11 protein-coding genes are annotated in these 14061 nt (G+C 41.1%); all 11 read right to left on the bottom strand.

Annotated elements, in window-relative coordinates:
* Window positions 1–77: 77 nt before the first annotated feature.
* The 11 genes from BLP52_RS00760 to BLP52_RS00710 are packed head-to-tail and all read right to left on the bottom strand — an operon-like array spanning window position 78 to window position 13950.
* The gene (locus BLP52_RS00760; RefSeq protein ID WP_091707836.1) at window positions 78–2030 is read right to left on the bottom strand and encodes an amylo-alpha-1,6-glucosidase; all 1953 of its coding nucleotides are present in this window, start codon (window positions 2028–2030) and stop codon (window positions 78–80) included.
* Window positions 2008–4029 (bottom strand): glycoside hydrolase family 15 protein, encoded by a 2022-nt coding sequence (locus tag BLP52_RS00755; protein WP_091707835.1) that lies wholly within the window; start codon window positions 4027–4029, stop codon window positions 2008–2010. The genes BLP52_RS00760 and BLP52_RS00755 overlap by 23 nt, the downstream gene beginning before the upstream one ends.
* Window positions 4026–4835 carry a V4R domain-containing protein gene (locus BLP52_RS00750; RefSeq protein WP_091707833.1) on the bottom strand — a complete coding sequence of 270 codons (810 nt, stop codon included), beginning with the start codon at window positions 4833–4835 and terminating at the stop codon, window positions 4026–4028. Before BLP52_RS00750 ends, BLP52_RS00755 begins: the two co-directional genes overlap by 4 nt.
* 43 nt (window positions 4836–4878) lie before the next feature.
* A complete protein-coding gene (locus tag BLP52_RS00745; RefSeq protein ID WP_091707831.1) occupies window positions 4879–6075 on the bottom strand; it encodes a glycoside hydrolase family 57 protein in 1197 nt (398 codons plus the stop codon).
* Complete coding sequence (locus BLP52_RS00740; protein WP_091707829.1) at window positions 6072–7250, bottom strand: polysaccharide deacetylase family protein; 1179 nt, start codon at window positions 7248–7250, stop codon at window positions 6072–6074. The genes BLP52_RS00745 and BLP52_RS00740 overlap by 4 nt, the downstream gene beginning before the upstream one ends.
* Window positions 7247–8119 carry a mechanosensitive ion channel family protein gene (locus tag BLP52_RS00735; RefSeq protein WP_091707828.1) on the bottom strand — a complete coding sequence of 291 codons (873 nt, stop codon included), beginning with the start codon at window positions 8117–8119 and terminating at the stop codon, window positions 7247–7249. The genes BLP52_RS00740 and BLP52_RS00735 overlap by 4 nt, the downstream gene beginning before the upstream one ends.
* The gene (locus tag BLP52_RS00730; protein WP_091707826.1) at window positions 8116–8829 is read right to left on the bottom strand and encodes a DUF432 domain-containing protein; all 714 of its coding nucleotides are present in this window, start codon (window positions 8827–8829) and stop codon (window positions 8116–8118) included. The genes BLP52_RS00735 and BLP52_RS00730 overlap by 4 nt, the downstream gene beginning before the upstream one ends.
* A 35-nt stretch (window positions 8830–8864) precedes the next feature.
* Window positions 8865–9929, bottom strand: coding sequence for a magnesium/cobalt transporter CorA (gene corA, locus BLP52_RS00725; protein ID WP_091707825.1), 1065 nt, complete (start codon window positions 9927–9929; stop codon window positions 8865–8867).
* A 30-nt stretch (window positions 9930–9959) separates the two neighbouring features.
* Entirely contained in the window at window positions 9960–11141 is a 1182-nt protein-coding gene (locus BLP52_RS00720; protein WP_091707823.1) for a glycosyltransferase family 4 protein, read from the bottom strand.
* A 25-nt stretch (window positions 11142–11166) separates the two neighbouring features.
* On the bottom strand, window positions 11167–12144 hold the full coding sequence (locus BLP52_RS00715) for a galactose-1-phosphate uridylyltransferase (protein ID WP_091707821.1): 978 nt from the start codon (window positions 12142–12144) through the stop codon (window positions 11167–11169).
* A gap of 3 nt (window positions 12145–12147) precedes the next feature.
* Window positions 12148–13950, bottom strand: coding sequence for a glycosyltransferase (locus BLP52_RS00710; protein WP_091708367.1), 1803 nt, complete (start codon window positions 13948–13950; stop codon window positions 12148–12150).
* Window positions 13951–14061: the final 111 nt, after the last annotated feature.

Below are 14061 nucleotides of genomic sequence, written 5' to 3'. Positions count from 1 at the left end.
AATTACATATTAAAATGAATTTAAACTCTCTTAAAGATTGCGTATGAAATCTTTAAAATAATATATTTACATTTTCTCTATTTCTTTATATCTTCGACATAACAACGTAAGATCTCAGCTACACTCCATGCCTGAGAAACACATCCATCAGGTTCATGGGGATTATCACCATCAAATATCTCGGATATGCTACCAATACATGCATTGTCCAAATGCCCTTCAATTCCTTTCAGCAAATCTCTAAGTTTATCTTTTGTTCCGGTATTATCCCGATAAACCTTTGAATATGCAGTGATATAAGGTCCAAGCAGCCACGGCCAGACGGTACCATTGTGATAAGCTGCATCCCTCTCCTTAGTATTTCCTCTGTAATATCCTGTGTACCTGCTGTCAGCAGGTGAGAGTGTTCGCAGTCCGTAAGGGGTGAGCAGTTCTTCACTTATTATATCCACAATTCCTTTTTCAATCTCATGTGGCAGCATCGTGTGACTAAGAGATACTGCAAAGATCTGATTTGGTCTTATGGAAGAATCATTCCAATCTTCACCTTGACCTGAAATACAGTCATAGAGGCAGTTCTTTTCGGTGTTGTGAAATTTCTCTTTGAAACTTTTAGCCGTGATCTCAGCTATCTTTTTAAGACCAGACACATCCTTACCGAGTTTTTCTCCCATCTTTGCAGTATAGATAAGCGCATTATACCAGAGGGTATTGATCTCACAGGCTTTTCCTCTTCTTGGAGTTACTTCCCAGGTTCCTACTTTTGCATCCATCCATGTGAGCTGTCCGGAATGTTCGATAAGTCCATCATTGTCCATCATGATACCGTAGTCAGTTCCGTTTCGATAGTTATCCACAATTTCAATGATAGTTGGCCACATCTTCTCAATGAATGCCAGGTCTCCAGTATAATCCAGATATTTTCCGGTGGCATGAACGAACCACAAGGAAGCATCTACTGTGTTATAAACAGGGGAATCTGCCGGATTCTCTGGAAAGAGATTTGGTATCAGGCCCCTTCTGCAACTGGACCCAAAAGTAGATAGTACAGATCTTGCATCATCGAACCTTCCGGTTACAAGTGTCAGACCTGGCAGTGATATCATGGTATCCCTGCCCCAGTCAGCAAACCAGTGATAACCTGCGATTATCGACCTGGCACCTGTGCTCTTTCTGTTAACAATAAAAGAGTCACCAGCAACCAGCAGTTTCTGCAAAAAGCTATCGTTTTCACAACTTGATGTTGCAATATCCTGAATCCTTTTTTCTTCCCTTTTTATCAATTCATCAATTGTCTGAATATCTGTTTTTTTCCAGTTTTCCGTGGATTCTGCGCTTGCAACCACAAAACATGAACAGCATTCATCACTAATTTCAAGTTCAAAATAACCGGGATTGAAGTTATCTTCCTGGTAAGGATAGCCTCTTGAAAGTTCGATCTCATATTCAAGATCATAATACCAGTGTTCATCTGCCTGATATCTCGTGTCTGAGATTAGACTGAATTGTAAATGAGAATTGTTAATTGTAGTTTTATTTTCTCCAGCTTGCTGAGAAAAAGCGATGTCAGAAGCTTTGGTAAGATGGTGGATTGACCTACTGTTTATCAGGGGCAGGATCTTGAGAAAAGCTTTCTTTTTCTCCGGATTTTCAATATCATATTTTACAATAGTAGTATTCTCTCCGTTTACCATCACAATATATTTCTTTATTATCAGCCCGCCTGCCCTGTAAAGAAACTCTGGCAAAGGTTCTGTGATGAACTTTATCAGGTATTCGTTGCCATTCGGGTAAACAGTACCAGGGTATTTGTGAACGGCGAGTTTGTAAGTTCCATCTTCAGTGTATAGTTCTTCATCAAGGGAAGAAAGCAACACCATTCTCTCTACCGGTGGATTCATGGAAGCAACCAGCAGTCCGTGATACTTTCGAGTATTAGTTCCTATCACAGTGGAAGACGCATATCCTCCAAGGCCGTTAGTTATCAGCCATTCCTTTGAAGTTCCTTCATGATAGTCTGAAAATATCATATGTAATTCCGGTGTCCTCTATTTCTTTTTTTGAGCTGTTGATTTTCCTTTGTATTTTATCAAGCAGGAGGATATTATCCAGCATCAGTGCACAGCTCCAGCAAAGCGGGATAGCCCATGCAGGACGGCCCGTGTATTTATTTACCTGCTCAGGGAGCATTCCGGCACTTGTTGTTCCTTTGAGAGACCACTGAATGTACTTTAATGCATCATGTGTAAGTTTTCGATGCTCGCGATTCTCAGTTTCTCCCGCAGTATGATCAATAACAGATGCCATTTCAAGCAATGCTTTTGAAAGCCATAGGGTTGTAACTATCCATGGATTTCCTTCTATGTAATTGTCATCCACATATCGCTTGATTCCAAAGTGGTCGCTTACTGGAACCCTTAGTTGTTTTTCTATGTTCTCAATGATGGATTGTATCATTGCCTTCTCTTCTGGTATTTCAGGAGAGAGCATGTTAAAAGGAACAAAAGTCCCCATGATACTTGCATCGATGGCAGTATCAAGATGGCCATTGGTTATTCCCCTTGCAAAATATCCTTCATCAAGCCAGAATCTCTCAATAGTGGTCTTCTTAATAAATTCAGCTCTTTCTGTCCATCTGTCAGCAAGTCCTTTTTCATTGTAGTCCATTGCCATATTGGCGGCACTAAGAAGTCCTGCGTAAATTGCAGCATTGGTATAAGTGAAAATACCTGAATGCGTTTCCCATAAACAGATACAGGGATCGTGTACTCCGTCGGCAGTTCTTCTCATAAGATATTCAGCGGCACTTAACACGGTAGCCCAGACGCTGTCCAGAAATTCCTCTTTCACAGGATGTTTAAGTGTGCGATAATACTGGTCCATTGCAAATATGGTGCTACCGGTTTCATCTATCTGTGTTGAAAAACTGAAATTCCCCCAGGAAGGTGCTGTATTTCCATCAAGCCAGTAACGCTGGAACCATGAACCATCATGCATCTGGGTGTTTTTGCACCACTTAAAGAACCGTGAACAGTACTCCGGGTATTCAGATCTAAGAAGTGACAACACTATCTCTGCACTGTCCCTGTTCCAGCAGTATCCATAACCTCCACACATTTCAAACTCATGATCGAATTCAGGAGAAGCTACAAATGAACCTTTAATGGGATCACTTAGCAGACTCAGAGTTAAAAGTGACCTATTAAATGCGGCTTGTAGTTCCTGCTTAAAAGTCTCAAAGCCAATATAATCGGGAAGTTCCAGTAGCTTCTTTTTGGATAGCCATTTGATCCAGTTTTCCTGTACATCATTGTATATGCTTTCTGGTGTTTCAGTTTGAATTTCACGCATTCTCCTATAGAGAGTAGTTCTTCTGGAAGCTGCACCAATATAAACTGTAAAATCAGCTGATTTTGATGCATCAATATCAATGTTCCATCCAACGGCACAATTTAAGTTGCCAATATCTTCATTGTTTCTCTGTAGTTCTCCGTCTTCCATATCATACTTGGCATTTGTCCACCATATCGTGTCCATTGCTTTTCCTATCTGCCATTCTTTGAATATGGGAGTTGAGCTGATTCCAATGTAATAGTTCTTCCAGTACTGCGCCACAAGCCCAGAATCATAATCACAGAATGCAGAGTTCTTCTTTTTCATTTCTCCAACTTGGAGATTAGAGTAATAGAAGAATTTACCACTGAATCTTTTCTCTGAACGAATTTTGTATTTCCGGACCAATACCGGTAGTCTGGGGTGAACATAATCAAGTATGTTCATTTTAAGACCATTTGGATGTGCTAGTTCTGTACTGACAACATTTGTGTTCTCGATGTATTTCTGGTCAGCAACCCATTCACGGGAATTGGACCAGATAACCCCTTTTCCATCGTATAAACATGATTGAGAGTCTTCCACATGCTGAGCAAAATCTCTCCCAGGGTAGTAATACCCAAAAATTTCACCTTTTTTACCCATTGTAACAAGTAATCTATTGTTTCCAAGGATTGCATTAGGTTGCCTTATCAATGTAGCTCTCCCCTGAGTAAGTGCTCAATTTTCACACCTGATGGAGCAGCAGAAATTACATGCTCACAGACTTCATCACCCATGCTTTTGCATTTTGATTCTCTTACTTGTACTGTCTTTTTGAGGCATTCTGATATGTATCCTGCAAGAAATGCACTAATATAAACACATACAGGAACATCACTCTCTCCATACTCATCAGCAAGGAAAGAATCTTTCATTCTCACAATTCCGGTAAGTTCGAAAATATTGATGTCATATTCAATTTTTCCCCAGCCAGCAGCCATGAGAAGTTCTCCCAGAAGACCAAGGAAATTGTCATCATTCATCTCCACCATCTCCTGCATGTATCTGGCTGCTCCGGCACCGTTTCGGATTCCTATCATGGTAAGAAGTCCTTCGGATTGGGGTACCTGTTCATTCATAATGTTGATAATATCAACAAAGGTCTTTGCCCTGATGATGACTGCCCTTTTACCTAGCAACTGCAGCGGAAAATCTACTGACTGGATGGCCCGGTTCTTAGAGTAACCCCATTTTACCGAGAGTACAACATCCATTTTTTCAAGTTCTTCTGCAATACTGCCGATATCTCTTCCTTTTTCAGCTTCTGTGAACATGACATATTTGCCTTTTGTCGGGTCTTCCGAGCTATCCAGGTATGCAAATCTAATATCAAGTCCTTTCTCTGCAAAAAAAGAAGTTATATCAGCTTCAGAATGTACTGTGTTCTCATATGCGACCTTGAACCAGATAACATCTGCTTCCTCATTCACTCTTGAGAACATGTAAAGATCTCTTACCATACACAAACTCCAGATGAATTATATGACATTACGCAATATATTATTATGCTGGTGGATTAAGGGCTCTGAAAACCTGGGACTTGAAATCATTAAGTGCTGCCATGAAGTTTACTGCTGCATCGTATGGTGAGTTATGAATGCTGAAATATGAATGCACATCACCGTCACCAAGCCATTTTGTGCTCATGTAGTAATAGTGGTCGGATGTAAGCATATGTTTCCATATCCTGAGCAGTTCGGGGTCATTGGTTTTCCTGACATAGGGTTCAAGCAATTTCATTTCTTCAAAACAGCGGCGTTGCATATCGTTACCAAGCCAGGCGCTGGTGTCTCGTTCAATATCAGCCCACGAAATAGTGGAAAAGTCTCCTACATCTATCTCACCTGCAGGTTTGTATGTGTCAATGGTCTGAGATGGTGTAAGAAAACGCATTCCTCTGTCCTTTACCTCTCCTGGTAATGCTTTGAGGAAGTCGAATATTCCAGTTTCTTCCCATTGGTGTTCACCGAATGTTTCGTAATCCATGAAGATGTTAAGGGTCTCCCCATGGTTCCAGGAAGCCCAGTCTGCCCATTTACTTGCCGTTAGTGGATATTCCTCCCACCATCTGGATGAGAAACGATAACCGATATCATCACTTAGTTTATAGTTACGCAACAGAACTGCAATGTTTGAGTGCCTTGCCTTGTATACATGGTCAGGTGATCTTCCATGAAGTATACTCTCAATACCTTCTGTCAGAATGGCATCATATCCGAGTTTTGCAACAAAGTGGGCAACACTGTTGTTGTAGAGCATCTCAGTGTTCCTGAATATTCGTGGCTTCACACCAATAAGTTCAGACATGAGGTTGCGGTGTTCTTTAACCTCATCCATGAACTCATCCTTTGATTCAAAAAGTGATGCAAGGGAATGATAACATGTCTCGTCCAGAAATTCAATGCATCCTGTTTCAGCAAGGTCCCGGAATGATTCCAGGACATCTTCTCCCCATTCCACGCATTGTTCGAGCAAAGTCCCAGTGACAGACATACTTGCTCTGAAGTAGCCGTCAGTGTCGTCAATAAGCTCCAGCAATGTCCTGTTTGCCGGAATATAACATTTACCTGCAACCTTATGGAAAATCTCCTTGTTGACAGCTTCATCAAAATAGCGGTCAAAACCTTTCTTGTGGTCAGGCCAGAACCACCTCAGCCTGTATGGCTGGTGAACTTCAAAGAAAGGACAGATGGAGTTCATTGTGCAGCCTCCTTTTTCCCGGCAGATTTATTCTCTGCAGCTTCAGTTGCTTCTGCTATAATTATTGCCCGTTCGATGTCTGAAAGTATGGAAATATCATTTACTGCTCTCTCATATCCAAGCCTTCTTTCCTCGGAATTCATTTCCAGGAATATCTCGCTCTGCTGCAGGTATCTGAAGATCTTTGTTAGTTCCTCTTTTTTTCCGCTATCGCCCATTTTTTCAAGCATCTCGCCAATATCAACAAGTTCATGCATGAAAAGATGCTGTGCATGATTTCCAAGCAGGTTGTGCATTCCATAACGTGCTGTTGTTTTTGATTCGAGGGAAGAAAGTTCTGTCTTTTTGAAACTTTCCACAGCCTCTTCAGCTAATAGCATTTTCACGCCATGTTTTTTCAGGCATATTGGGAGCTCATGAAGAAATTCGAGTATTCCTTCATTCTTCTGAAGATGAGTGTTGATAGCATCGTATTTTATGTAAAGCGTAATTACCTCGCCTTTCATGCTTGATATCCATGATGCGAATTTGTCAGCGATAAGTGGGTATCCTGGCCATCCTTTATCTGAGAATTTTATCTCCAGATCCTCACTCAGGTTTATGTGTCTCAGAAGTGTCGGGACTTCGTTATCATAAACATGCATGGGGTCATATCCGTTCATGATATTGTGTGAGCCTTCGGAAATAAAGCACTTGAATCCCATTTCATGAAGAGTCTTCATTATCTTTTTATCAAACAGCAGTTCCGTATTTACAAAAGTTTCAGGCTCAGTGCCAAAAACATCCCGGATAACTTCTATATCCATTTCCACCTGTTCTTTGAATTCAGCCAGGCTTGGAAACAGGCATGATATGGAGTGATAATAAGGTGAGGCTGCAAATGAGACATTCTTGTTCCCAAGTTTTTTAAATCCCTCTATTATTTCAGGAGCCCATTTGCACTGTTCAAGAAAAACGCCGGATATATCAAGTGTGTATTTACCCCCGTTCTCAATAGACTTAGCCAGTGCTTCATTTAATGTTTCAATGTTTGCGGCAAATTTTGTGAAGTTATGGAATGCTTTTTCCATGTCAAAGTATTTTTCTATATGGACATCTCCGTATCCTTCTCTTGGCCAGTACCAGCGCAAAGGCAAAGGCAGATGTACCTCAAAACAAACGCATACGGCTTTCATTGCTCATCATATCCTGTTTCTGAAATATCTGACATCTTTCTGGTGTTCAGTTCACTGGCAAACCATATCGTTCTCTGTGGGAATGCGATCTCTATACCGTTCTCTTCAAGTGTTTTCTTGATTATCCAGAGAAGCCTGGTTTTCATATCATACCATTGTGTTGCAGGTGCCCATATTCTGACAATGATATTGACCGCGTTATCACCCAATGTGTCAACAAAAATACTTGGTCCGGGATTGACCAAAGCAAAAGGTTCCCAGTCGATTATGTCCTTGATGATCTTTATAGCTTCATCAGCATCATCATTGTACCGGATCCCAACCACATATTCAAACCTCCTGGTAAGGTTTGCAACATAATTTGTTATGCTGGTTGTGAAAACCGTTTCATTAGGAAGCCTGATAAAAAGACCATCATAGGTGCGGATTATGGTGGAGATTATCTTTATATCTTCAACATAACCCAGCTTATTATCAATATTAACCTGGTCCCCAATCTTTATGGGTCGTTCAACCATAAGGAAAATTCCAGAAATTAAATTGCCCATGATACTCTGACTGGCAAAACCAAGAACTATACCAACAACTCCTCCGGCGACAAGGAGACCTGAGGTATTGATCTGAAGATACGGGAAAATAACTCCTACCACAGCAATAACTATTGATCCGTAATAGATGGACTTAATAAGGATATTCAGATGCTCCTTGTCCATCTTATCCTTAAGCGACCTCTGTAAATAAATCGTTATGCCTTTTGCTATCAATATTGTAAAGAAAAGAACAGCTATTACTGTTGTTATCTGAAATAGCGGATCAGAGAGTGCTGGTATATATGATGAAACTGTGCTGGTGGTGCTGTTATTGCTCATATACCAAACTCCATGATCCCCTTAGTGCTTGTTATTGCAAGTTTACGTGCTGTGTAGAGTTCCATTGAACGCTTGAACCTGGATGTTGTAGGATAAGTACTGAAATCCGTTTCAGCAAGGAGCTTGTTTATTATCTTCATACTGGCTTTCATACCAAGTCTCTTATCCCCGAAGTAGATCTTCATACCATAGGCGTTGAATATTGCATTTGTGATCTCCATCTGGTGATTGGATTCATTAGCAATATCCAGTTCTATGAATCCTTCATAGAGTTTCTCTGTGTCCGGCTCATCAGTATATATGTCGCTTTCCCAATGCCTGCAGATTATGCCCTGTGTATGGCTTCCATAAAGTGTGTACTTAACTTTATTGAATGTGAAAATATCGATCACTTCATGATTTCCAGATTTGTCACTAATAAAGACCCCTATCTCCACAGGAAATTTAAGATAGATTTTTTTCTTATCCCCGGAACGGATAATTGCTGACCTTTTAAATTCTATAAGTAGAAAAGAAGTGATAGCTTCAGGAAGGTTTACCGGTTCAATAGGATTTATTGTTATGTCTCCATCGTTGTTTAGCAAAACAAGTTCTTTTTCCTCTTTTCCTCTGAACAGGCGCTTATATATGAGGTCATCTCCCTGTTTTTCAACTATTATTTTAGTGTCTTCAGCTTCTGTGGTAAACGGTGGGTGATATATCTCAAACATCTTGGATCGCTACTCGTTTTGTTATTCATTTAATATTAAAGCCAGTTCTTCCTTCGGAAATACGCATACATAGAAATGCATATCGTTATATTGATTACCCACACAGCCGGATAACCCCATTTCCATCCCAGCTCAGGCATATAACTGAAATTCATTCCATATATTCCTGCAAGGAAGGTCAGAGGGATGAATATGGTTGCAATTATGGTGAGTGTTTTCATTACCTCGTTCATCTTGTTGCTTACACTTGACAGGTAAACATCCAGTATTCCGGAAAGTATGTCCCTATATGTTTCAATGGCATCTGCAACCTGTATTGTATGGTCGTAGACATCTTTGAGGAATACGAATGTGGTATCTTTTATGAGATGTGATTCCGAGCGTTCAAGTCCACTGATAACTTCTCTGAGCGGCCATACTGATTTGCGAAGAAATATCATCTCCTTTTTCAGATCGTGTATGTTCTGGAGGGTTCTTGGTTCTGGATTTTCCACCAGCTCTTCCTCAAGATCCTCAATTATCTCTCCGAATTTTTCAATGATAATGAAGTAATTGTCAACAATAGAGTCAAGGAGCGCGTATGCAAGATAGTCGGCTCCCATCTGTCTTATTCTGCCTTTTCCAGTTCGTATTCTTTCCCTGACAAAATTGAAAGTATCGCCTTCAAGTTCCTGGAAGGACAGAACGAAATTATCTCCGAGAATAATACTTACCTGTTCAGCTTTAACATCAGTATCATCATTATTGAACCAGAGCATTTTCAGGACAATATATATGTAGGAATCGTAGTCCTCCATCTTCGGACGCTGTGTGGTGTGTACAATATCTTCCATTACAAGAGGATGAAGCCCAAAATGCATTCCCAGTTTTTCAATTATGTCTACCTGATGGATTCCATCCACGTTTATCCATGTTACAGTAGGATAGTCCTTAAAAGGGAAACATTCCTCTACATTTTCAACTACACGTTCCTGATAGTTATCGTTGTCATAGTCGATAAGGGTTATCTTGGGCTTTTCTGTTCTCTCCTCACCGATATGTATCAAGGATCCAGGTGAAAGCCCTGCTTTTCTCGAAGATTTGTAAAACAATTTTTTCATTATCCCACTCCATACTAATTCATTATCGTTTTACTGATCCCGGACATGTTGCAATTGTTCATTGTAAACATCAACTGTGGATTCTGCTATGTTGTCCCAGTTGTATCTTGTTCCTATGAGTTTCTTACCTTCTTTTCCAAGTTCATCGTCAGCATAATTGTTAAGTACGTGATTTATTCCCCATGCAATGGAATCCGGATTCTGGTAAACTATGACTCCGTCCTTGAAATTATCAATAAGAGAGATTGCATCGGTTGCAACTATATTCTTCCCGGCATCCCATGCTTCTAGAAGGATTATACCGAAAGGTTCGTTGCGGCTTGGGACACATATCAGGTTGCAGGCATTCATCCACTTCTTCTTCACGGATTCATCTACATAACCAAGGAAGCGACAACTGTCCATAACTTTCAGTTCATGTGCAAGCCTTTCACATTCGGGTCGCATTTCACCTTCACCTATAATGACAAACTTTACGTCCCATTTGTTTGCCAGAATTGCCGGAATAGCTTTCACAAAAAGATCAGGACCTTTCTGGTAATTCATCCTTCCAACAAAAAGAACAACAGGTGCGTATGGATGTATCCCATACTCTTCTTTTAGTTTGCCAGGGTCCACATCCATCCTCATTTTGTCCCCGTGTATGCCATTGGGTATTATGCTGATCTTGTAATCCGGGATCTGGTAAAGGTACTGGATCTCATCTTTTAGTTTTGTGGATGTGACTATTACTTTTGCAGATTCGTAGCCACCCCTCCATTCCCGGTGGCTTATCTCCATGGCTTCCAACCAGTTGCCATGTTTGTTACCGTTCCTGCCCCATTCGGTACTATGGTATGTCATTATGAAAGGAATTCCTGATTCCTCTTTCAGTCTGCATACCAGGTTTACAGGATGCCAGTCATGTACGTGTGTAAGGTCAAATTTCCCAAACGTATTGGTGGCTTCAGTGAATGCACTGTACATTGAGTCACACATACTGTCCATCTGCTGGACAATACCGCCGTCAAGGGCGTGGTATATCCTGTGGTAATGAACGCCGTTTATGACCTCATAAGGCAACATATCCTTATTGCGTGTAAAAATATGAATGTCATGTCCTTGAAGTGCCAGAGCTTCTGAAAGCTCGGTTACATGGGGTGCCAGTCCGCCAACGGTTATGGAATTAAGGCTTTCCCATGAGAACATGGCGATTCTTAATTTATTTCCCATCAGATCCCTTCTTAATGCAGATTCCTTATTCAGGATTCAGCAAATGCTCTACAGCTATTTCTGGCGGGATAGTATTAATGTATATGTCCGTGTTCTTTTCAAATCCCGCTGCAATTGAAGTGATTGGTACAATCCTCACATTGAAATGATAGCTAAGGTCATGGTCTATCTGGAAGAACATGTAATTGTATGCCAGCTCCGGTATCGTTCTGTCAAGCAATTTGACAGCGGTTCGTATGCAGTCTCCAAGAGACATGAGCATCTCATCAGTGAAAGCGGAGATGTGGTTCACGTGCTTTTTTGGAAGCATCCACATTTCGTACTGGTTCCTGGAAAAGTATGGTGCAATGAGAATGAAATCATCATTCTCGTAGACCTGTCTTTCTTTTCCTTTCTCTTTCTCAATGATGCGGCAATAAGGACAATTGTTCATCTCAGAAATAGCCTTTTTTTCTTTAACAAGAGATGGTGGCATCAAAGGAACCGCAATGAGCTGGGAGTGGGTGTGTTCCAGGGAAGCACCCGCCTTTTTTCCCCAGTTCTTAAAGAGTGATACATACTCAACACCTTCCTGAGACTGGTAATGCATAACCCTGTCCCTGTAGGCTTTCATAAGAAGCAGGACTTCTTCATCTGAAAAAAGGTTTATTTTATTTTCATGGGACGGACTTTCTATTATTACTTCATGATATCCATACCCTTTTTTTGCCTCAAAGCCGGAATTCTGAACTTCCTCGGCATCAGGGGATAGTGCAGGATAGAGGTTTGGTATACACCTGACCTGCCAGTCCCTGATCAGTGCTTCATCAGTATCTTTCAGTATTTCCCCGTCTTTGTAAACGGCCTGTGCAGGAGGGGTCTTATCTTCATGACCGCCGCAAAATACACAACTACCTGCTTTCATGTCCTCTCCACAGGCTTTTGGTGCGGATGGCCTTTTGGCTCTTCCGGATGCTATTATACAATATTCATCAAGGAAATAGTGTTTGCGTATCTCGGACATGTTTCACTCCATTCTTGTTCCGGTTAAAAGTTCATAATACGTCTTTATTGGTTCTTCCCAGTTCATGTCCTTTGCAAGGAGATTTGCTTCCTGGCAAAGAAGGTTATACTTAACCTTATCATCGGTGAATGTGTCAATGAAATAATCCATTGCAAGCGCGTAGTCTGCAATTGATTCCAGATACGGGATATTGATGTTGTCAACAACAATGACACCTCCCATTCCCATAACAAGTCTTTTGAGGGTCTTGAGAGCATCACTAAATCCGCATATCTTACTAACGATACTTGGGGTTGCTTCTTTTCCTGCTTCAAGTCCCGTAAGCAGGAATGGTTCGTATTTTGAAGGGAATACCCCTGCAATACAGCCTGCCATGAGCTCATCGGATCTCATATTAAGTCCGCCGTCATGGTCAGATATCCACTGCGGGTAAAGGACTGCTGAGACATGTCTGCTACCGTCAGTAAGTTTCGAACATTCCAGACCTCTGGCTTTGATCATCTGCTGGAGGCGTATTTCTTCACCCACCAACACTTCTTCCGGGAGGTTTATAGGGAAATTCTCAGGTGGATTGGTTTTTGGTCCGTGGGCTGCTATTATAAAGCAGATAACACGGTATTTATCATCGAGATGTCCTGCATCGATCTCGACCTTGACCATTCTGTCAAGTAGTACAAGTGAATCCAGCAGGTCGGGGTAACCTTTGTTCTCGATCTCGATACGTGATATTGAAAAAATGGGTATGATCCTTTCAGGAGGTATTACCTTACCATTGTAAACTGCATATAATTTATCCGAAAGGAAGTTTTGTATTCTATCCCTGCACTCTGTTTTCTTCTCCCATTCAATATCTTCTTCCTCATCGTTGTCAATTCCATTTCGAACAACAATAGAATCAATTCCATAGAAGAGTTTTATTTCCTTACGTGTGGAATCTCCAACAGCAGTGACAACATCCGCAAATCCTGATAACGATTCCAGCTTTGCGAAGTTGACCGGCACACCGCTATCCCAGGAACTATCATTTTCTCTTATCTTCTGTATGGATTTATGTCCTGAAGATCTTCCCGGAAGTGTTGCATGGTATGTTGCAACGCTTTTTACACTGATTCCCAGTTTCTTAAGTCTTGCAAGTGCATAGAATACACCGAACTCGTGACAGTGAAGTGAAACGTGAACCGCTGGCATCAGAGATGCTGCGAACTCGGAAATCGCTTTGTCATGGTATTCTTCAGAGCTTGTATCCCTTGACGTTACCAGCTCTTTTACAAATTCTGAGATGGCATAGGATAGATTGACATAATGGCTGTATTCCATACCATTGCCCATACTCTCATAGGTCATAGAATCTAGGCCTATCAAATCAAATGCTTCTCCTTTTACAGCATTTGCCAGGCATGTTTCCTCTCCTTTGTATTCCACACTGACACGGCAAAAATCATTTGTCTTGAACATCAGGTAGATTATCTTCACATCATGGACTATCTCAACACCGGGAAAAACTTCAATACCTTTGATCTTCAGGTTCTCGATGGCTTCGAAAATAGGACCTTCTGGTTCAAGCTCTTCAAATTCGCTCATATCCGTGATACGATTCAGTCCTTTGTTCCAGTCTGAGCCGCTGTGACCGTAGTACGGTCCTGCAACAACTATGGTCGGAGCAGGCACTTCATCGATAACTCCTTTTGCTATCAGACTTGCAAGACTTTTAGCTTCAGCATCAATGACATTCCATATGCCCCCCATCTTATTGGACTTGGGTCCGGCTTCTTCTCCTGCGATAATTATACATTTGCTTTCCAGCATCATTCCCGTCTCCCTTAATTATCTTCTTTTCTAAATAGAGTTTCGATTATATATGAAAATATCTGAAATCCATGATTGCTAACTGTCATATTTTTTTGAAGTTAACAATTA

It is taken from the genome of Methanolobus vulcani, assembly GCF_900100715.1.
Taxonomy (GTDB): domain Archaea; phylum Halobacteriota; class Methanosarcinia; order Methanosarcinales; family Methanosarcinaceae; genus Methanolobus; species Methanolobus vulcani.
Note: the sequence above shows the minus strand (reverse complement) of the source record. Positions and strands in the feature narration are given on the sequence as shown.